15 protein-coding genes, 1 tRNA gene and 1 pseudogene are annotated in these 20,905 nt (G+C 38.2%); 8 read left to right on the top strand and 9 right to left on the bottom strand.

The features are described 5' to 3' along the window. Positions 1 to 5 precede the first annotated feature (5 nt). Positions 6 to 1,328 (bottom strand): hypothetical protein, encoded by a 1,323-nt coding sequence (locus tag ID47_RS07250; protein WP_038465205.1) that lies wholly within the window; start codon positions 1,326 to 1,328, stop codon positions 6 to 8. A gap of 427 nt (positions 1,329 to 1,755) precedes the next feature. On the opposite strand from ID47_RS07250, the pseudogene ID47_RS13935 reads away from it, so the two are divergent. The 3 genes and pseudogenes from ID47_RS13935 (at position 1,756) to ID47_RS07265 (ending at position 4,483) form a co-directional block, all read left to right on the top strand. Beyond that, positions 1,756 to 2,381: pseudogene (locus ID47_RS13935) on the top strand (IS6 family transposase). Positions 2,382 to 2,446: 65 nt separating this feature from the next. After that, complete coding sequence (locus ID47_RS07260; protein ID WP_038465207.1) at positions 2,447 to 2,824, top strand: DDE-type integrase/transposase/recombinase; 378 nt, start codon at positions 2,447 to 2,449, stop codon at positions 2,822 to 2,824. A gap of 177 nt (positions 2,825 to 3,001) precedes the next feature. Next, a complete protein-coding gene (locus ID47_RS07265) occupies positions 3,002 to 4,483 on the top strand; it encodes a hypothetical protein (RefSeq protein WP_038465209.1) in 1,482 nt (493 codons plus the stop codon). A gap of 557 nt (positions 4,484 to 5,040) precedes the next feature. On the opposite strand, the gene ID47_RS07270 is transcribed toward ID47_RS07265, so the two are convergent. Then, positions 5,041 to 5,517, bottom strand: coding sequence for a GNAT family N-acetyltransferase (locus ID47_RS07270; RefSeq protein ID WP_038465211.1), 477 nt, complete (start codon positions 5,515 to 5,517; stop codon positions 5,041 to 5,043). Between the two features lie 1,211 nt (positions 5,518 to 6,728). Then, positions 6,729 to 8,063 carry a transposase gene (locus tag ID47_RS07280; protein WP_038467379.1) on the bottom strand — a complete coding sequence of 445 codons (1,335 nt, stop codon included), beginning with the start codon at positions 8,061 to 8,063 and terminating at the stop codon, positions 6,729 to 6,731. Positions 8,064 to 8,271: 208 nt separating this feature from the next. Between ID47_RS07280 and ID47_RS13545 the strand changes: the two genes are divergently transcribed. The 4 genes from ID47_RS13545 to ID47_RS12960 all read left to right on the top strand — a co-directional run bounded on the left by ID47_RS13545 (position 8,272) and on the right by ID47_RS12960 (position 13,468). Further along, positions 8,272 to 8,784 carry a hypothetical protein gene (locus ID47_RS13545; protein WP_038465216.1) on the top strand — a complete coding sequence of 171 codons (513 nt, stop codon included), beginning with the start codon at positions 8,272 to 8,274 and terminating at the stop codon, positions 8,782 to 8,784. A gap of 731 nt (positions 8,785 to 9,515) precedes the next feature. Continuing rightward, positions 9,516 to 10,205: a hypothetical protein gene (locus ID47_RS07295; RefSeq protein WP_075261584.1), complete on the top strand. Its 690-nt coding sequence runs from the start codon at positions 9,516 to 9,518 to the stop codon at positions 10,203 to 10,205. Positions 10,206 to 10,884: 679 nt separating this feature from the next. Further along, positions 10,885 to 13,197: an ATP-binding protein gene (locus tag ID47_RS11955; RefSeq protein WP_051908744.1), complete on the top strand. Its 2,313-nt coding sequence runs from the start codon at positions 10,885 to 10,887 to the stop codon at positions 13,195 to 13,197. Positions 13,198 to 13,327: 130 nt separating this feature from the next. Then, positions 13,328 to 13,468 carry a hypothetical protein gene (locus ID47_RS12960; RefSeq protein ID WP_156956700.1) on the top strand — a complete coding sequence of 47 codons (141 nt, stop codon included), beginning with the start codon at positions 13,328 to 13,330 and terminating at the stop codon, positions 13,466 to 13,468. Between the two features lie 113 nt (positions 13,469 to 13,581). Here the strand turns inward: ID47_RS12960 and ID47_RS07305 are convergent, their stop codons facing one another. From ID47_RS07305 to ID47_RS07320, 4 genes are all read right to left on the bottom strand, one after another. Then, positions 13,582 to 14,817: a polyhydroxyalkanoate depolymerase gene (locus ID47_RS07305; RefSeq protein ID WP_038465222.1), complete on the bottom strand. Its 1,236-nt coding sequence runs from the start codon at positions 14,815 to 14,817 to the stop codon at positions 13,582 to 13,584. Between the two features lie 71 nt (positions 14,818 to 14,888). Beyond that, positions 14,889 to 15,620, bottom strand: a complete 732-nt coding sequence (gene prpE / locus ID47_RS07310; protein ID WP_038465224.1) for a bis(5'-nucleosyl)-tetraphosphatase PrpE — start codon at positions 15,618 to 15,620, stop codon at positions 14,889 to 14,891. 200 nt (positions 15,621 to 15,820) lie between these two features. After that, the gene (locus ID47_RS07315; protein ID WP_051908745.1) at positions 15,821 to 16,276 is read right to left on the bottom strand and encodes a DUF2147 domain-containing protein; all 456 of its coding nucleotides are present in this window, start codon (positions 16,274 to 16,276) and stop codon (positions 15,821 to 15,823) included. Positions 16,277 to 16,376: 100 nt separating this feature from the next. Then, positions 16,377 to 17,627, bottom strand: coding sequence for an OmpP1/FadL family transporter (locus tag ID47_RS07320; RefSeq protein ID WP_038465226.1), 1,251 nt, complete (start codon positions 17,625 to 17,627; stop codon positions 16,377 to 16,379). 160 nt (positions 17,628 to 17,787) lie between these two features. On the opposite strand from ID47_RS07320, the gene ID47_RS07325 reads away from it, so the two are divergent. Then, positions 17,788 to 17,863, top strand: a tRNA-Asn gene (locus ID47_RS07325). 122 nt (positions 17,864 to 17,985) lie between these two features. Here ID47_RS07325 and ID47_RS07330 read toward each other — a convergent pair. Together ID47_RS07330 and ID47_RS07335 are read right to left on the bottom strand one after the other, a co-directional pair. Further along, positions 17,986 to 19,218 (bottom strand): hypothetical protein, encoded by a 1,233-nt coding sequence (locus ID47_RS07330; RefSeq protein WP_038465228.1) that lies wholly within the window; start codon positions 19,216 to 19,218, stop codon positions 17,986 to 17,988. Positions 19,219 to 19,409: 191 nt separating this feature from the next. Beyond that, positions 19,410 to 20,654, bottom strand: coding sequence for a Bcr/CflA family efflux MFS transporter (locus ID47_RS07335; protein WP_038465230.1), 1,245 nt, complete (start codon positions 20,652 to 20,654; stop codon positions 19,410 to 19,412). Positions 20,655 to 20,905 lie beyond the last annotated feature (251 nt).

The following is a 20,905-nucleotide window of genomic DNA, read 5'->3' on the forward strand; positions in this document are numbered from 1 at the left end:
ATCCCTTAACCAGCCACTGGTGTCGACGTTTTACTACTATCGGCGTAAGAGTACCATGTGAGGCCCCCTTGAGAAGATTGGATCGTTTTTAGATGGCCGAACAAAGCATTGTAAGACTCTGTGTTAGAATCTTGATTAATAGTAATAGTGGTAGAGACATTTTCGTTACTTAACCCCCGTAACGTTCCACAATTAGTTGTGCCATTAATGCTCGTATTTACAACTAAAGCTTGCAATGGCTGATCTGATAATCCCCAATAATCAAATTTCTGAGGTGGCGCTACGGGAATCCCTTGTGCTGTAACTGTTTTGATGCTAGTTAACAGCCGTTTATCCATCGATTGAAAATCACTAGGCTGAGACTTAAAATTTTGATAGAGAAACGCATAACCTAGGTTAACCGTATGCTGCAGATTATTATTGACGTCGTAGAATTCCAAATTTTCTAAATATTTTGTTTCAATCCGATCTTGAAAAGCGTTGCAATTGGTGGTTAATTTACTTCCCAAAGATAGAGAGCCCGGCGGGGGTGCGTACCATCGGAAGACTGGATATTCATTTCTTTCTTTATCAGTATAGGTCAAGTTGACAGATGATCCACCTACAACTTGGATCGCTGTCAAATAGTTAGCCATTGTATAATTCAACCCAGTAGAACCAGAACCCATAGAAATGCTTTGCTGAATTTGTGACCATGTATAGGTTACTTCTTGTCCACTCAAAGTAGTCTTTTGCGCAAGCCGCCAAGCTACAGCATACATTGCTTGTCCACTAGTTTCTATTGAGGATCCAGTCCAAACTGCCGGCTGCCCATCCGTTTGAGACACCCATCGAACACCTAAATCAACAGCGTCCGTCCCTATTCCGCCATAGGTGCATGTATTACCATCTTGATCAATGAGAGTCCAAGTTTCGCTTGGTACATCATAAGTGATTTTATAAAGGCTTTTTGATTGGGTCACAAACACAAGAGTATTAAAATCGCCATTAGGGTCATTAGGATTGTTGGGATCTTTGGGAGTTAAAGGACTACATGCTAGCAAGAGAGGAATAGTTTGGTCTCCCATCATTATGAAAAAACTATCTTGCCATGATCCTGTTCCTGAGCGAACAATGGTTGAGGCTGACTGTAATGACCATCCAAGACCAACGATGCTCGTTGGCGCATCTTCATTCCAGGTTGTTACCTGATTCAAAAGGCCTGTGGTTGAATAATTTAAAGAAATTGTTGAACCAAAACCATTAGGACCGGTTAACTTTCCTAGGGTTATCGGAAGAGAAAGCTTTCCAGTTGACAGATTTACTCCAAAATTGCTGGTATTAGGCATATCTTCTCCTCACCTAGTGATTGAATAGTTTGAGCGCAAAAATAATATTCTAAAAAATTAAGTGTACTTAAATAAGGGCTAAAGAGAGAGAAATCCATAAAGTAATTGCCGTTCAAATAAAATTATTAATTATTTAGATACGCTTTCTTAATGGCAATGTGCCGCATAGGAGGGATCAATATATGATAATTTTAAAAAAATTAGCCTTATTAAATTTTAAATTTTTTTAAACTTGTCCTAAAAAGATTATCAATTTAAAGTACATGTGGAAAAATCTTTTCTGTAAGAAGTATCTATCCACAAACAGTCGTTTAGACAACAAATTGAAATACTCCCGTATTCAAAGGCTTGCGTGGGCACCGTCAACTTAACAAAGGAGCAAAATAGGAATAAAGTAAGGCAAAAATAAACCTGGTATGATTCCGTCATGTCCTTAACCAAAGCTTCCAAACGTCACCGCTTCCCAGTCTCGAATCAGCCAAGCGGTATGGCTTTATTACCGCTTCAATCATAGTTATAGAGATGTCCAGGAACAACTAGCCTTTCGAGGAATTACCCTGAGTCATGAGACGGTCAGGAAATAGTGCACTAAATTCGCTCTTCATTTTATAGCTTATGGAGAGGTGTTTGTCTTATAGAGAGCTGTCGATCAAGACGGAATGGAGCTCGATGTTTTTCTTCAAAAACGCCGCAATAAGAAATCTGCTATCAGATTCCTAAGCCGATTATAGGGAACATACCCAGCCCCAAGAGTTATTGTTACCGACAAATTGAAAAGCTATGTAAAGCCGATCCAATTCATATGCCGTAAAGCAAATCACAGGACCCACAAGCGGCTCAACAATCGTATCAAGAACGCCCATCAACCGACTCGCCATAAAGAAAAATGCTTGATAAAATTTAAGTCTGCTCCTGGCGTTCAGAGATTATTGTCCCTGATGGGGAAGGCACGCAATATCTTTTCGGTGGAAGTTGGTCGGTATAAGAATAAAGCACCAGATCAACGACTTGCTTTCTCTGCTGCCAAGGCCATTTGGCTGGAGGCGGCTCTAGAGCTTCTTTCTGTCTAAATTTGACAGTTCGCAACCGCAATCTACCCTCTATTAGTTAAGTTGACGGTGCCGCTTCGAGCTAAGAGAGATGCCGTTGCTGCAAAAGCCTTTTTTAGAAAGGCTTTTAAGGAAAATGGAAGATCTGACAAAGTCACGGTTGATAAGAGTGGTAGTAACAAAGCAGCCCTTGATTATTTTAATGAAAACGTTGCCAAAGAAGAAGAAATTGAAATTCAGCAAGTTCAGTACCTCAATAACATTGTCGAGCAAGATCATCGATTTATCAAGAAGCGAACACGACCAACTTTGGGATTCAAGAATTTCTATTCTGCTAAGGAAACGATTTCAGGAATTGAAAATGTTCGCATGATTCAAAAAGGGCAAATTATCGGTCAAAAGGCTTGCCAATCTTCTTTCCTTAATTTTTTAGATCTAATGGCTTAATGCGGCCGGAATCAGTCTATTTTACTCAAAATAACAATCAACTAAAATAGATGCGACAGTACCTCCTAACAATGTGGTGGGGCACTTCACTCAATAAAGTAAAATTTGGGCGTTGAACATTAATAACAATTTATGATTATATCAGAATGCTATTTTAAGATATTAGAGGAGTACTCAATGTTGTATATTCAATTGGCTTTTTACTTTTTTCTTTTCTCTACTCCTGCCTTTGCAGAAGTTACGCTTGCTGAAGATTATGAAAAAAAAGAAGTTCCTCCCGTAAATCATCAGGGAGACATTCTGAAAAGACAATTAGAGAACGATTTGCAAAAAGCTGAAAAAGATAGCTTCGATGAACACGTTTCTGTAAAAATTCCTTACTTAATATGGGAGGAAGCAAAAGTTTATAGAGAGCCTGCAAAATTGCCAGCTACTATAAAGTTTGGAGAAATTGATACACTTCAGGAAACGCTGCTATTAAGCAATCTCGACCTTGAACCAAAAGAGCTTGAGCTTTATAAAGCAGCTCTTCGGGAAGTGCTTATAAACTTTAAAAATTTTTTCCCAACAACTCGGCGTTCAACGCGCAGCGGAAAGCTTTCAAGCTTTCAATGGAATAAGAGGCAACAGGACCTTTTTCACTGTGTGAATCCAGAATTACTATTAGAAGTTGCTGGCAACCTACCATATGAATCTTTTATTTATGGTAATTATTTAGATAAAATTAAGTCAGAAATTTTGTTTTGTAATGGTTTTATCATAGGCAAAAGCGAAAATGAAGAAGACATGATTGTTGAGGAAGAGCTGAAACGAATATTTAATCATACGCATTTCGGGTTTAAGAATGAAAAAACAAGGGAAGAATATTTAACAACCGGGTCTTTCGGTTTTTTATCTGTCAGTGAGATTGAAGAAGTTTATAAAGCAACCCTTAAGCTTCTTAACCTTAGTAAAACAAAAGATACTTTTGTATTTTTTGGTAATACACCTTACTGGCTTGGTAGGGCTTTTGAAGCCTTACTAAAAGCTATGTCAGACCATCCGCGTTATGTTATTAGCTTTCCTTTTTCTGGCAGTCCCAATCGTGGCAGAGGAAGCATGCCAGTAGATATTAATGATTGCACAACTCCTGAACGCTTAAAATATCTTATGAGTTTCCTTGAAGAAAAAGGGCTAAGCCCTAATAATCCATACCTTGAAGAAGGGGACATCTACTTTGTAGATAATATTGGCTCAGGGGCAGGGCCTGCTTTTGTCATTGAAGAACTCATTCGTGCTTTTCAAGAAAAAGAAAAAAAACTGCCCAATATATCTCTTATAACCATGGGGGACTTAAAAAGTTTTATAGAAGAAAATCCCATACCAACAATAAAGAATCACAGAGTTCGATCCATTTATAAAGGAGAAGGTAAGGTTTATTTACCTAGTATAAATAATACACATTTTACGATAGATTTAATTGAACTCAAGATGGATGGGGCTCACGGATCTCTTGATAATGTGGCTGCGTATCAGCGTTTTTATCCTGCTTATAATGCGAATAGGTGGAACCCTCAATATAGCTTTCTTCACACTCTTAGACCTTCAACATATATAAAGAATTTTTCTTTTTATTTTGATTGGTTTATTCAAAAATATATTCAAGAAAATAGAAAATGAGCTGCTCCCACAGAGTGATCCAGATCTAAGTAGAATCATGAGAAGTACTATATATTTGGAGTTTGTTGCGTAAATGGGATGAAAGAATACCCCCCCCCTTTCCCCCACACTTATTAGATTTTAACTGATTCCGGCATGCCAAGGTTCATAAAAGTATTCATGATAAAGCAGCCAAGGTGCAATTCTACATCAGCAGAAATCAAGGATTAATCAGACGGTTTACGGTTTCTTACCTCAATGTTTTACAAGGATCTTGGTTAAGAAATTAGGAATCCAAAGGGTCGGAACTCTCTAATAAGATTCCTCGGGCCCTTTATTAAATTTATAGGTGGAGTTGCTACTGTTTTTTCAAAATTAGTGAAAATTTCCTAATTAGGGGGACAGTCAGGATACGTGTGTAAATGGGACTTTTTGCCTTTTAAACCGCCTGTAGACCTTGATATGCAAGGGTTTGAGAGTTTCTTTATAAAAGTATTTCTCAGATGAATAATAAAAATTAAGATGCATATTGGTCTAGTGTGTACGAAGAGCTAGTTTTGTGACAGCTTTATTCCTATTTACACTCCTATCCTGGCCGGATCCCAAAATGCCAACTTTTTCAAAAAGAAAATCTCATCTTTGTCACAAAACCATTTTGGTATTGTGCCTATTTCTTGATACCCCATTTTCTTATAAAATCCTTTACCTTGAAATTCGAAAGTACTCACTTGTATAAAACAACATCCTTTAGAGACCGCATATTTATCTATATAGCTGAGTAACTGAGCACCAAGGCCAAGCCCCCTATAATCTTCGTGCACCCAAACAAACTCCAAGCGCAGAGTTTTATGCTTGGCTATAGTAAATCCATAGATTCCAGCTATTACCTCTGATGTTTGATTTTTTATATAGACAGCGAATCTTTTTAGCTCGTATGTACCGAGGAAAGGATGATTATAGTCACGCAAGCCTCTTTGTAATATTGCTTTAATCTCATTCGGTGGCTCTTCATCAAGAATGATATCTATCGATTGTATATTTTGCTTCTTTATCATGATGGCCACGTTACTTTGGAGGGATTCTTCTATCTAATCAAAAAAAGAGGTAGCGTCAAGTTGTTTGATAATAGTCAAGGGGCTGATCCACAAGTAATCAGGGGCCGGCTACTCAACAGGACAGGGAGAGTCTGGAAACTTTGTCTTTATGCATGTCAAAAAATGTCAGCGATAGCGAGGCAGTGCCCCGCTTTAAGGCTGGAGCCATAAAGGCAAACCCTTAACGTACAATTTTTCCATTTTTTGAGGCAACTCCAAATAGGACCTTTTTGTCTTTTAAACCGTCTTTAGACCTTGATATGCAAGAGTTTGAGGGTTTTCTTATAAAAATATTTCTCAGAGAATACTAAAAATTAGGCTGCATCTTTAACGAACTCATTAAGATTTTTAAATGAAAAGCGATCTCTGATTATATATAAATTTGCAGGAGGATGCGTTAAATCTACCACATATTCACAAGCGCTTAATCTGATCAGTCATAAAGGACTCAGATGACTAAGGTCTTCCCGGCTCTGATGGTACCCCTCTAACTCTTTGGATAATTCTTAAGGACGGCATTCTCTTCTCTGAGAGCTTGATTTGTTAAAGTAAGATTTTCTATAAAGTTTTTTAGCGTTTTTAGTTCTTTGTGATCTTTTTTAACACTCATGTAAAACCGAGAGATAAATTCTCTTAGTTGTTGTTTCCTGTCACCCATCAAATAAAGCATAATATCATCTTCAAATACTTCCTCCTCTTGATAAATAGAAAATGAGTCATTCTTAAGGGCATCAAAAGGCTGTTTTTTTTCTGAGACTTAATTTTTATCTTTTTTTGCTCTGATTAACTACAGTTAAAGCTCGTAAATGATTTACCTAACTTCTTTCTTATCGACAAAGATGCAATATTAATTAGTTAAGCAGCAAGCTAAATGTAAGTTTAGAGTACGCTCTAATTTAACAATATTTATTGCAGAGGCACGGTCAACCTATCAAAGGAATAAAAGAGTGATAAGGTAAAGAAAAAATAAAATGATGCCTTCTTGAAAATTAAATATTTATGATTATAACAAGTTAGCTTGCTTTATAGGTTTTCTTATTATATAGTCGCTGTCGCGAAATGATTTTTGCGCAGTAGAGGTGATAATTTTGTAGTTTACGCTGTTAATACTTGGTTAATTTTTTATGATGTTATTTGACCATCCTCCTCTTTACAGGGCGTTGTCACATTTTCTAGCTCTGGCACCTCATAAGTTGCCTTAAATTGAAACCCAGAACAGCTGTATAGGCCGATGATAAACAATTTCGATCAGTTTTCATGCGTGTTTTACCCATTTGCCATCCTCTTTTAAGATGACCAATCAAGGGTTCAATACCCGCTCGTCTATTTTGTAGTTCTCTTTCTAATTCTCGCTCAGGGGGTGAGTGGGCCCCTTTTGATGGTCGTAATTGTAGACCAATTTCTTTTACCCCCGCTTCAATTAAAAGAGTCTTGTTAGCCTTAGAAGCATAACCTTTATCCGCTGAGAAAGAAGAAAGCGTCCCTTGACCAAATAAGCCCTGATGCAACTGTACCATCATAGGCAAGGAGGATTTATCCTCCATCCTGACTTTATGACTATGACCTATTAATAAGAAGTTACCCTTTAAACGCCCTATTTGATGAGAGCGTCCAAATTGATGGCCTTTGGATTGTTTATTAAAACAAGCAATATCTTTGAGATGGAAGGATAAAATCTTACCTTTAGAGGGTTCGCCCCGTAATACCCAAGGAATAGCCCCTATAAAATAGTCTGAGCCGTCGTGTTGTAATTGCCTAAGAGCACGCGCAATAAACCAAGGAAGCTTAGGTAAATCTTTGCCAACCAGCTCACAAGCACGCTTAATACGAGTGACTTCTTGATAGGCTAAGGCCCACAAATCAACTAAAGGCTTTTCTTTATCATAAAAACAGTGCCGAGCTATAGATTTAATAGCTTTAAGATCAACATGCCATAGGGGATCTGCAAATAAATGCTTATTCAGATAAGCCCCAACCTTATGGGCAATTGCGGCAAGCTTAACCATTAATGCTGTATCTCTTGGATAAGTGATATTTGCTTCTTGCACAGTTGAATCTATGTCTAGTGTATCAGCCCAAGCAAAGCCAAGCTGAATTGCAATCTCGGCAATTTTATTGGCCAGAATTTGCTGCGTTTGTGGCGTTAAACGTGAGCGGAACTCTTCAACCTTCGTATGGTCTGGACAGTGCCATCCCTCAACAATATTTCGCCCACAAAAGATCTGGTACGCAGCATTTTCTTTAACCTCAATCTCAATCTGGCGGTCTTTCTTGTTAAATAATTGCTGTAAAATATAAACGCCTAGATGAATGCGAATTTTTAAAGCACGGCCACACCACCACTTGCCTTTAGCTGTACTTCTTTTAAGATCAGGCAGGATAATATCAAATAGCTCGAGCCACGGTAAGGTATTGCCTAAAATCAAAAGAGGGTGTTGGTCATCAACATATATATTAATAGGGCCCCCTTTAAGCTTGCATTCTAAGCCGCCTTCATGAATACTCATAGGAGGGATCCGCTTTGTGGTTTCAATAACTTAGCGTATCCCGCTTCCCTTTCTCATTTCAATAATTTAAACCACTTCAAGTCGCTATAACCTATAAAGTTAAAGTTTTAGTTTAAAAAATTGGCAGAATTCCTAAGCCACATCTTTTTATAAGAACCATTTTATAAGCTAAATTTCTATTTCGCGACAGCGACTATATAGGTTTCGAATGCTCAAAGCTTATCTTTATAAATGCCTCCTAATCTTATCTGTTTCATCTTTCTCGATACCTTATTGCGTTGCTCATGATGAGCCCTCAGAGAGCACTGTTCCTCACAAACGGCCCAGTAAAGAATTAGAGCCAGCAAGCCAAGTTGAAAAGCAATCGGAAACCATCCCTCAGAAAAAGCAGAAAGTCGAGAGGGAAGAAACCGTTGAAAAGAAGGAAGCTTCAGAAGGAGAAGAAGAGCAAGAATTAGAATCCACTGATCTTCTCCCGCTAGAAGGTTCCTTTACAAAAGCTGCTGATATTGGGACCTGGGTGGGGGATAAAGAGAATGGTATAGCAAATTTCAGATTAAGCTATAACGGCAAATTGATTTCTGAGGAAATTAAAAAATGGCACCTGGAAATGGGGACCCAGATCCAACAGATTGCTAATTTGAGAGGTCTAAAGAAAAATAAAACTAATTATATTCGGGCAAGAATTGATATCGTCTATAAAAAAAGACCAATCATATGAAATTATGAGAGCACCAATTCCTATCTTATTTATTAGTGGCCACTCTAATCAAAAGGCTCGACAAAAGGTTGTAACTTTACAACAAACAATAACTACTATAACAACTGACCCCCTGTATTCCAATTGACAGATATTATGATTGGGAAGATTTGGGAAAGGAAAACTATGAGCATATTTGAACCAAGCTCAAGCCTCTTTATGCTAGAATTCCTGAACATGACCTGATAAGTCTAGAATTAGTAGAGAAAGAAAAAGACTCGCTAGTTAAAAGCACTTCTCTCGCCTTTCAGTTTTGGATTCATAGCGAGGAACCCCTAATACTTTACATTTTAGGAGAATCCGCAAAAAAAGCTGATGATACGGCTCTGACTCCGACGTTCAGTGAAATAATGAGGGGAATTAAACTTTCAGAAAATGCGATACCAGAGCTATGTATATTAAATATGGTGTCCCGGAATGATTGCTGTGTCCATTGTAGCCCCCTTTTATTAGAAGCAATGGAACACCGAGATTTCTTCGACAACCTTGTATTGGAAGGATTAAAATTTCAGACAAGTGTAGAGCTAACTAAAGTTCTGCTGTATTCGGCACTCAATGAATTTAGAATAAGCAGGCCGCATGACGGTTACTTAGAAGCAATTAACATACCGCCTGATAACAAACTTCATTTTTTAATGGCTGAGAATAAAGCAAATTCATAACAATAAAATTTTTATTAGGGGAGTTTTACAATGAGATATTTATCGCTAACAATAGGATTTGTGAGTATGCTGATGAATCTAAATAGTGCCCTTAGTTCAGACGACTTCATTTCAAATTTAAGAGGATCTGAAGAAAGCAAACAAATTGCTGAGGCTATATTTGAAAAGGCAGGCCCAAATGTCGATATCAGCGCCTTGACCAAGGAAGAAAAAGAGTGGCTTTATGAAACTGAACTTCTAGATACGGTAAGGGAATTACAAAAGCATGGTTATAGTGATTCAGAAGACTTATCCAATGCTCTCGGGGAGTTAGCAGATTTTTATGACTATAAAGGCAGAGATGATCTGGCTAATGAAATGCTTAAACAGAAATCAGAACTCGACTTAAAGTGTGCTTTAATTGGTGATGAGGCAACGCTTGGCATATTTAATAGTATGATTAGAAGTAATGAGCTAAAAGATAGGTTTTTTCAAACAATTATTAATTCTTACCGAGAGAACCCTGAGACTTTTGTCGACGGTAAATATAGCTATCTTATTGAAGAAGAGGATTTTCAAGAGCATGTTTTATCCCTTGCTAAGGCTTATAAGAAGTTTTTTCCAGAGACATTAAAAATCCGCCAGCAAAATAGTGTACCGGCTATTCCTATATATGACCAAGCCCTTCAGATAGAGTTACTGGAAAGGATAAAAAAAAGAAATAACCACCGGGCAGATTAGTGGAGATTCTTGGTACTGTCGCATCTATTTTACTCAAAATAACAATCAACTAAAATAGATGCGACAGTACCTCTTTAAATGATCAGCGCAGAGAGGAAGCCGCAATTAATGCCGACAAGTTGATGAAGTTGCCAGGAAATTACCCGGTTGCTCATTTAAAGTTTAAGTATCATCAGCTTCCAACAATCGCAGAAGCATTCCTCACCCGGAAACCTACAGAATATTAAAAAATTGTATGGTTTCTGAATCAAATATCACAGATCAACCATTTTGAGGAATTATCACTATGAATAAAACATTTAAAAACTATTTATTAGTATCTTTCACAGTTCCTACTCCTTCCTTTAACATTTTTTGGGGTAATTTATAATTTTTGATGGTCATACACCGTTTTTTAAAGGGTTAGTGGAGGAGGTCCATACCTTAACCTTTATTCACGATTCTTAATAGCCCCCAGTTTTCTTTATGCTTTTATATATCAAGGGAATATTATCTTAGTTTTTACCTATCAGATTATTAATCTATATTATATAATCTATTCTAGAAATAATTTATATTTAAATAAAAAATTTTTTATAATTTACTTCATTAAATTATAAATTTCATATCCTGCTATAAATTAACTTTTTTCTGCCTAATTTAAATTAATTTTTTATCCTTCCTCCGATGGAGATATACTATGCTTCTTCCTTCTTTTAAATCTTCTCTCAATATAATTAATGTTCTCTTTTTTCTTTCTACTTTAATTCCGTCTCTCTTAGCAGCCAGTGAGGACAAGAGAGACCAAGCACCCTTATCTTCTTCTTCCCAAAAAACCTTATCTGCTTCTGCTCAGGGAGAAATGGCCTCTTTAATTACTGGTCGTTTGTGGGGAATTCGCGAACAGGAAATCGACTATCTTTTTAAAACCTGCAAAGATTTGGTCTGTATTATTGATGATAAAGGCTATTTTCAAAGACTCAATGCGCAGGGAGCGAACATTCTAGGGTGGGAAATGGCAGAACTTTTAGAAAAACCTTTTCTCGATTTAGTTCATCCTAAGCATATGATAAAGACGCGAGAGTACTTACATGGAAAACATCCGTCAGTTATGGTAAATAAGGTTCTGCGTAAGGGTGGTGGTTATTGCTGGCTCGATTGGATAGCTTTACCTGATTTGAGTGAACCTAACTCCCTAGGCCACCCCATTCTTTTGGCTCGCGATATAACTTTACAAAAAATTTCCGAGAAAAAAACCCGAAAAGCCCTTAAGATTTCGGCTCAGGGGCTAAAAGATTACAATAAGATTCTTAATACCGTGATCAGTATCCAAGCAAATTGGACTCGCGAAATACTTGGCGGTCCTCTGGAAGAAGGAAAAAGTTTACAATCGGTTTTAAAAAATTTATTACGGTTAAGCCAAAGCGAATTTGCCTTTTTAGGATATTTTAAGAATACTGCAATCAGCGCGGAGCTTTTAGATCCTATTTTTTGTCTAAGTCCTCAGGCTTCTCCTGCGATCCGAAAATTTTTTAGCAAACTTGGAAAAGAGGATCAAACATCTTTACACCCTTTTAAAGGTATGTTTGAGAGGATTTTACGGACTAACCAACAGTTTATTCAGACTAAAACGACTGCTTTAAATAAATTAGAAGTGCCGTCCTTACAAACTTTCATTGGTTTGCCTCTTTGGTGTGAAGAAAAAGTTATCGGCGTTATAGGGTTAGTTAACGCGCCTCTTGTATATTGTAGCTCTGCAGTCATGGAGCTTCAACCTTTGACTCGCTTGGCTTCACGCATAGCTCACGAGCGCCGCTTATATAAAGAAGCAGAAACTCAGCGTCTTCATTATTTCCAGGCTCTTAAAGCGGCCAGTGATGCTAAAACAAAATTTATTTCCCATATTTCTCATGAGATTCGCAACCCTTTAACTGGCATCATAGGATTGCTAGATCTCATAAGCGAAGACCCTTTAAACCCTGAGAATTCTGAATATATAAAAGGGGCTCAATCTGCTTCTTTGACCGCACTCAGTTTACTTAATGATACGTTAGATATCGCCAAGATCGAGGCTGGGCAATTTAAGCTTGAAAGTATTGAATTTAATCCGTTCCGACTGGCGCAAGAAGTTGTTCAACCTTTTTTTCTTCAAGCTAAAAAGAAAGGTATTGATTTAAATTTGATGATTGCATCAGAAATCCCAGATCATTTAACCGGCGACCCCACCCGATTGCGTCAAATTTTTTGTAATCTCCTTGGTAATGCCCTTAAATTTACAGAGCACGGTACGATTAGTGTAGCTTTAAAACCGGGCAAGAGAGATCAAGCGAGCTTGGGAGTTAATAAGAATGAGTTCATTCTATGCGGATCTGTAAAGGATACAGGTATAGGAATTTCTTTTGAGGCACAACAACACCTATTTCATCCTTTCTCACAAGCCGACACGTCAATGAGTCGCCGTTTCGGAGGAACCGGTCTAGGGCTATCTATTGTGAAGAATTTGTGTGAACTGATGGGGGGAACTATTTATATTAAAAGTCAGCCTCAAAAAGGAAGTACTTTTAAATTCCAAGTTATTCTTCATCATCCCCAACGGCTTTTTTCTCCTCCTCTTCTTGCTTCTCCAGAAAGCATTGACCTACACGATAAACGCGTGTTATTGGCAGAAGATAATCTTATAAATCAAACCGTCATTAAAACAATATTAAGCCGTAAAGGATGCTTAGTAACAGTTGTTGACAGTGGTATAAAAGCTATTGAAGCCGTTAGGCAAGGAGCCTTTGATTTAGTTCTTATGGATGGGCTAATGCCAGACATGAATGGCAGGGAAGCCACAATCCATATTCGCCGTTTGTTCTCAAAAAAAGAATTACCAATTATTGCGGTAACAGCAAGTGCTCTGCAAAAAGAGGAAGAAGAGTTTTTTGAAGCAGGTGTTAATGGATATGTGGCTAAACCTCTTCAAGCAAAAACTCTTATTTCCGAAATATCTAAATGCTTAACACTCACTTAATTTATAGGGAAATTGCCTAAAGGAATGTTTTGACGCCTCAGGGCCGATTAAGCTCTATATGCTTTTTCAGCGAATTTTCTCGGGTTTTTCTCTTTAAAATGGAAATTAAATTTATGAGTTTGGCTGTGAAATGAGAAAATATTTATTAGTCTTTGTCCTGGTGCTTATAACTCTTCTTCAAAAACTGGCCTGGTCTATATCCCCAACAGAAGAGGAAGAAAAGAAAACTGCTTTGGAAATTACTTCCGGAACTCAACTAAAAATGGTTTAGATGCATAATACTAAGGGTACTGTACTGTCGCATCTATTTTACTCAAAATAACAATCAACTAAAATAGATGCGACAGTACCAAGAATCATCCCTCTCCCTTAAGACGCCCATTCTTAATGATATCGATCATGTTCTCGAATAAATAACGAAATTAAAGGTTGGATTTCTTCGCGCCAACGACGGCCGTTAAATATACCATAATGTCCTGTCCCCAGTTGAAGATAATGAGAGCGCATCGTATCAGGTAATTTAGAACACAGCTCATGGGCCGCATAAGTCTGGCCAGAACAAGAGATTTCATCCAATTCTCCCTCTACGGTCATTAAGGCTGTCTTTTTAATTTTTTCAGGACGGATTAAATAACCCCGCCAAGTTAGCAATCCCTTGGGTAAAAGGTGCTCTTTAAAAGCGATGCGAATACTATCAAGATAATAATCAGCCGGCATATCCAGCACAGCACGGTATTCATCATAAAACTTGGTATGGGCTTCTGCCCCTTCTCGATCCCCTTGGATTAGCTTCTTAAATAAATTAAAGTTTGCCTCTTGATGGCGCTGAACATTTAAACTCATAAACCCTTGGAGCATCAAAAAGCCTGGACAAACTTCCCGCCCAGCCCCTACATAGGAACCTGGCACTTTACTAATTAAATTATTTTTAAACCACAGCATGGAATGGTCTTCAGCAAACTGATTGACTGGCCCTGGATTAACACGCGTATCAATCGGCCCCCCCATCAAGGTCATCGTGCGTGGCTGACACGGCTCATTATACTCTGCCAATAATGAAACCGTTGACAAGACAGGAACGGCAGGTTGACACACAGCAATGATATGTAAATCTTTACCCAGATGTCTTATGAAATCCAAAAGATAATCAATATATGTCTGAAAATTAAATTTTCCCTCTTTCAATGGAACATCTCTCGCATTATGCCAATCCGTAATATAAACTTCATGATGCGGTAACATGGCTTTTACAGTATCCCTGAGGAGAGTGGCAAAATGCCCCGATAAGGGTGCACAAATTAATACTTTGGGGTCTTTAAAATTAACCACCCCTTCTTCCCGTTGACGTTGAAAATACCGCAAGGTACAAAATGGCTTGACCATGATTTTCTTTTCAACAACCTTTAAAACTTCATTATGGCGAACTGTTTGAGAAAGGCCAAATTGAGGCTGATCAAAAGTCATTGCCGATCGACCAATGATTTGCGATGAGGCTGATAAAATTTTAGAATATGAATCCGCTTCGGTTGGCATGGCTGAGGCAAACATCCCGACAGCATCTGACCACATCTTGGTCGGCATCATGGCCACGTTTTTGAATTCATTTAAATGGTACAGCATTAATCGACTTTCCTGGATAGTATTCCGATCGTAGCTGATAGAGTCTTAAGATTTTCTAAAGAAGTGGTGATTTATTCAGGATAATATAAACGATTGGCTGGAACACTGACAATTTGTCGTTCAGGATATCTTAAGGCCGTTAATCGTCCTCCAAAGACACAGCCTGTGTCAAGATTAAGGGTGTTATTAAGGAAGACTGACTCCTCGACAACCGTATGGCCATACACAACCAAAGCTTCCCCCTCATAGTCTTGTGCCCAATTATAACGAAGGGGCTGCCCCTTTTCATCCGTTCCCAGCGACCGGCCATACAAACAAAAAGCCCTAATTTTGGGAGAATACTGACCAATATATTTTTTTTGAATACCCGCATGACAGATAATAAGTCGTCCCTGATCCAACACAAGATAATAAGGTAACTGATCAATGAATGAAATAATTTGTTCTAGAAACTCTGGAGAGGCTTCGCGCAGCTGATCTAAGGTAACCTCCAAACCGTTGGTAATTTGGACATCTTTTCCCTGCAATTTACGCTTGAGCTTATCATCATGATTCCCACAAACGCATAAAGCTTTGCCTTGCAAGACAGCCTCCCTAACCAGCCTTAAAACGCCTGGCGAATCTGGGCCCCGATCAACGAGATCACCAACAAACACAAGTATTCTGTTAGGAGGAGCCTTGGAAATGACGCCTTTTTCTAAATCAATGGAATAACCTAGTTTTTTCAATAACGCAATCAGTTCATCCAGGCACCCATGAACATCGCCAATAATATCAAAATTAACTGGTGTATTACTGCTCATAAAACCTCTTCGTGGTCTTTCAAAAAATACATCAGGTCACAAAATTATCACACACTAAGCTAGAAACTCAAGGATTGGCTCAAGAAGGAAAACTCTAAGCAACCACGCTGGAGTTTAGATAAAAGGGTAAGATGTGAAAACACCCTACCCTTTTTTATAATTCAATTAGCTTTTATGCATCAAACTGCAGCAAAAGATATTTATTTTGCTTGGTGGCAGCTTTGGTCGTTGTCTGATCCTGGAATTTTAGTCTGTTCATTGGTCCGACGCCATTCTGAAGTCCGGCCCAGCAACTTAATACCGACATACCCTCTCAAGTCCACTTGATTATTGTTCGGCATCTCCATCGAACCGCTGTATGTCTTTCCTTCTTTTGGATCGCGAACGGTTCCATCCTCCCAAGAATTTTCATCCGCAGGCTTAAAACCCTTAATAATCTCTAGGCCGAGTGTTGCCTGTTTCGTTTCCTCATCAACCTTTGGTTTGCCATCGCGACACTTTTCTTTAAGGTCAACAATTTTGCCACATAACTTATCGCCACACTTATAAATATGAACTTTTGCATCATTATTTTCTGTCAACCAATATCCTTCTGGATTAAAGATTGCCCAGGATGCCCCCATCATTATTAAAGAAAGGAGGGTTACTTTTTTCATGGATAGATCTCCCTAAATTTCTAAATGACTCTTTCTAATCACTTAGCTCTTCTACACAATAAAAAACCCGGGGTTCCCCGGGTTTTTACCTAAGCCCTGATTAGAACTTATAGTTGAATTGAACAGAAACCAAATCAACACGGTTTTTAACTTTACCAACCAACGATCCCTTAAGACCTTGGTTAGTTAAATTAATCTTACCTTTTTCAAAGAATTCATGACCATAACTGAGCGTCATGGCAAGATTCTTACCCATATTATAGGTGGTACCAATCGCGATCCAATGCTTGTTTGTATCGGGAATACTGACAACACGCGTTGCATTCCGAGATGGAGATTTGTCATATCCATAACCCGTGCGGAAAGTCCAGTTTTCGTTTATTTTGTAGCTGGCACCAAGGCTAAAGAACCAGGTATTTTTCCATTTTAATGGAATAATATCCTGACTATTTTGAGGAGAGAAACTACTGATAGAAATCTCTTTAACAACATCCCACTTAGTATAAATTACATCCATATAAGCGGTTAAGCTATTGGTTAAATCATAAGAAGTGCTGAGAGAAAATGTGTGAGGGAAGTGAACTTTGGCCTTAGCTTTGAATTCAGAGCTAAGAACGCCTGTCAATGTACCAAGTTGCCCTTGACCATCCAAGTTCGCGGTCATTTGAGATTTATAAGATAAACCCACTTTCCAGGCTTTGGTCACTTGAGAGAACAATCCAGCCGTCCAACCCATTGCCCAATCATTCCCAGATACAAGACTATATAAAGGAGAAAGAGGCGTCAGTGCTGCTTTTCTAGCAAGGTCAACTTTTGTATATTGCATCTGCAAACCAGCACCAAAGGTCAAAGAATCAATAATTTTTAATGCAATCGAAGGAACCACATTAATGGTTGTCATTTCGGCGCGCGTTGCATGCCCTCTTACAACTGACTCATTCCCATAATTAAATTTCAAGCCAAACGGCGCATGAACCATCAATCCAACTTTAACACGCTCGTGAGCATTCGCAATAACACCAAAGGATGGAACAGCAACTTTTTTAGCTGCATTACGAGTATTTCCCGTCGTTGAAAAAGCTGCAGGTGTTGATGTTTGGGCTGCTCCCTTAAACTTTGTTAAGCCAAAAACACCTGTAAAATGACCAGCAACTTGGTGAGTTGTGTTTTGAATCATGGCAGCTGGGTTGGCGTAAATTGCCAACGCATCATCGCTAACACCACTACCGGCCGCGGCCATACCAGCAGACAAACCGCTGTGTAGTTTAATCGCATATCCCCCAGCCATTGCGGAAGAACCGGCGCATATTGTGCTCAGAGCAACAATAACTTTTGAAGTTTTTGAGACCATCTATATAACTTTCCTATTTGAATAAAACTCACATTACCACTTTAGGTAAAATTTTCTTTAATTTAAACAAGCTTTTTAGTCATATAAATTTTTTTTATGAAACTGTTGCAAAAAAACCTTTGTTATTTGCTAATGATTATGATACAAAATGTACATGTGATCCCCGATAGCTCAGTCGGTAGAGCAAGTGGCTGTTAACCACTGGGTCGGCGGTTCGAGTCCGTCTCGGGGAGCCACATCTTTCAAAAAATATCCCCTGAAAATTATAATTCTTGTTTTTTTATGTAAAGACTTAAACTCCCCCATTTAGAGCTTTAATTGTGGAAAATGAGGATCATCAATTTAGCATAAACTCTTGCTACCATTCTCGATCCAGTAAAAGAACCTCATTGCCAGACCGAAGAAATAAACTCTTTTCATCAAATTCTGAGATCAACAATTCTTTAATTGTATTGATCTGCGTTTGAATGTCATCTGGCACGTCACCCTTATGGGCAATCTGGGATAAGATCATCATAAACCATGAAATATCATAAGCTTTAGTGGTTTCGAAATATAAGCCGTCTAAATCGCCTGTTTCAATTTTTTGATAAATATGCTGAATTTTTTCATTATGATTAAAACAGGGAAAAATTCTTCGATGGGTGTGCATTCTCTTCATCAAAACATAAATCTCTGTTGCAATTTTAGGAGGAACATCTTTTTCCCGACGCAACAGTGTTCCGGGGGGAATGGGAGCAAAAAAACAATAGGTATGACGCCATAAGGACCAGAAATCAGCAACACCAGCTTCTTCGGGTTTTATGAATGTAACTTCCTCTCCTCTATGAGTAATACCTCGTCCAAAAAGCACATGCTCCTTACCAAATGGTAAAACAGGCAAAGCAAAACTTTTAGATTCAAAACGAGCATCAAAACCATAATGAGTCAACTGCCTGCCCGAAAAATGACTGGATTGACCTAATCTATTGTATCCAATATTGCTACCCCAAATCGTATAAATCCCATTGTTGAGATCAGAGGGCTGCTCTACGTGGGCGCAAAACAGCACTAATCGTTCCAAGTAATCATGAATTTTTTTATCTTTATCCTGGATTATTATAGCCCCGCGATTAAATTTATCTCCCCGTTGCCAAGACAGCTGAACGAGCGCCCAAATAATACTAACAAACGTTTCCACACGAGCCTGAATCTTCTCATCTGTGGCAGCGGAGGAAGACAAATAAATATAGCCACCCATCCATTCTAAAAAATTAGTTAAGGTAACGCCATTTTTAAAATAATAGGGGTTATGCCGATTATAGTTCCTAAATATTGTCAAATCGTGGCTATTTGCTCGATCATTTCCTAAGGAAATATCCGATAGCTTTTCATACCCCTTTTTAATCAATGACTCCACATCTTGTGGATATAAGGTGCTTGCATGCCCAAGCTCATAACTCACCGTATTGGTTGATTCATTAATTTGGTACTCACAAAGCTCGCCCCTACTTGCAGGCATTGCATCAAACCCTACCCCAGGATTCATCAAGCCGATTACCCATAGAGATAATAATAAAATTACCTTTTTACATATATTTACTTTTGTCATAAACCATCTTTCCGGATAAATCTTTAATAAATGGTAACTACTCTATGACAGATCAACAATAATATTTTTTAGATAATTTTATATAAAATAAATTATATCAACGATGCTGGGAAGGATAAGTAAGAGAGGATAGAAATAAAAACTTTTAGCAATTAATGGCGTGTCTAAATCTTTACTTTCCGCACTTTTGCTTAAGAAGATGATGATGGCGATCCTTTTAAAGAGTTTTGACACTCCTCGTTAATATGATAACCCCTCCAATTTTTTATTGTGATAAAAATTGACGTTCCCATACTTAAAAAACTTAAGCTTCCCAAAACAATTCCAAGCCCTAAGGGGGAAATAGGCAGGAGGCTGGCTAACAAGCTTCCCACTATCCCAGATCCAATTTGAATGGTGCCTATGATAGCCGATGACATCCCCGCTCTGTGAGGAAAAATATCCAGAGCAGCAGCAGAGGCATTAGCTACAGCTAGGGCCGAAGCACTATAAAAACAAAAATGATACAGAATTATTAAATAAGGCTGTTCCTGCAACAAAAAACATAAGCATACGTAAATACCACTCACCAAGACACAGGAGAGGCTCCCTCTTAAAATACCCCGATGACAGCCCCAACGCTTTGCCATAAAGCGAGCCAAACCAAAACCAGTTAAATTTCCCGAAGCACCCGCAATCCCTACATACCCATACTCTTGGGGAGACCAGCCAAAAAATGAAATAAAAATATAAGGAGAAAGCGTTACATAACAAAAGATTGTACTCATTTGCATCGCTATAATAAAGCATAGTGTTCGATAATAAGAATCGTGGAAGAAGAGCCCATAGTTTTTAAAAAGAGTAAACCCTTGAGTTATTTTTTTGCTTGTCTCAAATGTTTCGGGAAGCCGCCACCAAACCATTAATGCAATAGCAATTCCAAACACCATAAGAAAGTAAAATTTTTTTTCCCATCCAAAATGATATTCTATAAACCCGCCTAGCATGGGAGCAATCCCAGGAGAAAGGGAAACGATCATCATAATGGTCGATGAAAAACGGGTAAGACTGGAACCTTCATAAAGATCTCGACCCATCGCTCTTGCAATTAAAGATCCGGCACTCACTGAAATACCGAGGAAAAATAACCCCAGCTGCAATTGAAGGATGGTTTGACAGTGTGCACACCAAAAACTGGCAAGGATAAAAAGTAAAATACCCCCTTTTGCAACAATAAGACGCCCTACTCGATCCGAAAAAGGCCCTAAAAGGAGATGCCCCAAGGAGGATCCTAAAAAAAACATGAAAAGAGTTAACTGAACAGCTTTTTCAGAAGTGCCCAAAGCTTTTCCAATAGCAGGCAAAGACGGCAAATAAAGAGAAATCGAAAAAATACCCAAACATGATAATAGACATAAAATAGAGATAAATAACCACGAGGATGGAAGTGGTGTCATAAATTTAGGCTCTACTTCTGGTGTTAACCCAATTGAGACCTCAAAGTGTAATCCTATATATACACCCCTCTATCTTTTTATTCTAATCTTTTATTCGTGCCCTTTTAAAAAATAAAATGATTAGCGGAAACTATAATTCGCCTCTTTCTTTCCAAATGTTAGTTAATAAGGGCTGGACTATGGACAAAATATACATTTTTTTGTTAAATTACATAAAAAACATAAGTATTCTAATTTTTACTCTGCTCTAT

Source organism: Candidatus Paracaedibacter acanthamoebae (assembly GCF_000742835.1).
Classification (GTDB): domain Bacteria; phylum Pseudomonadota; class Alphaproteobacteria; order Paracaedibacterales; family Paracaedibacteraceae; genus Paracaedibacter; species Paracaedibacter acanthamoebae.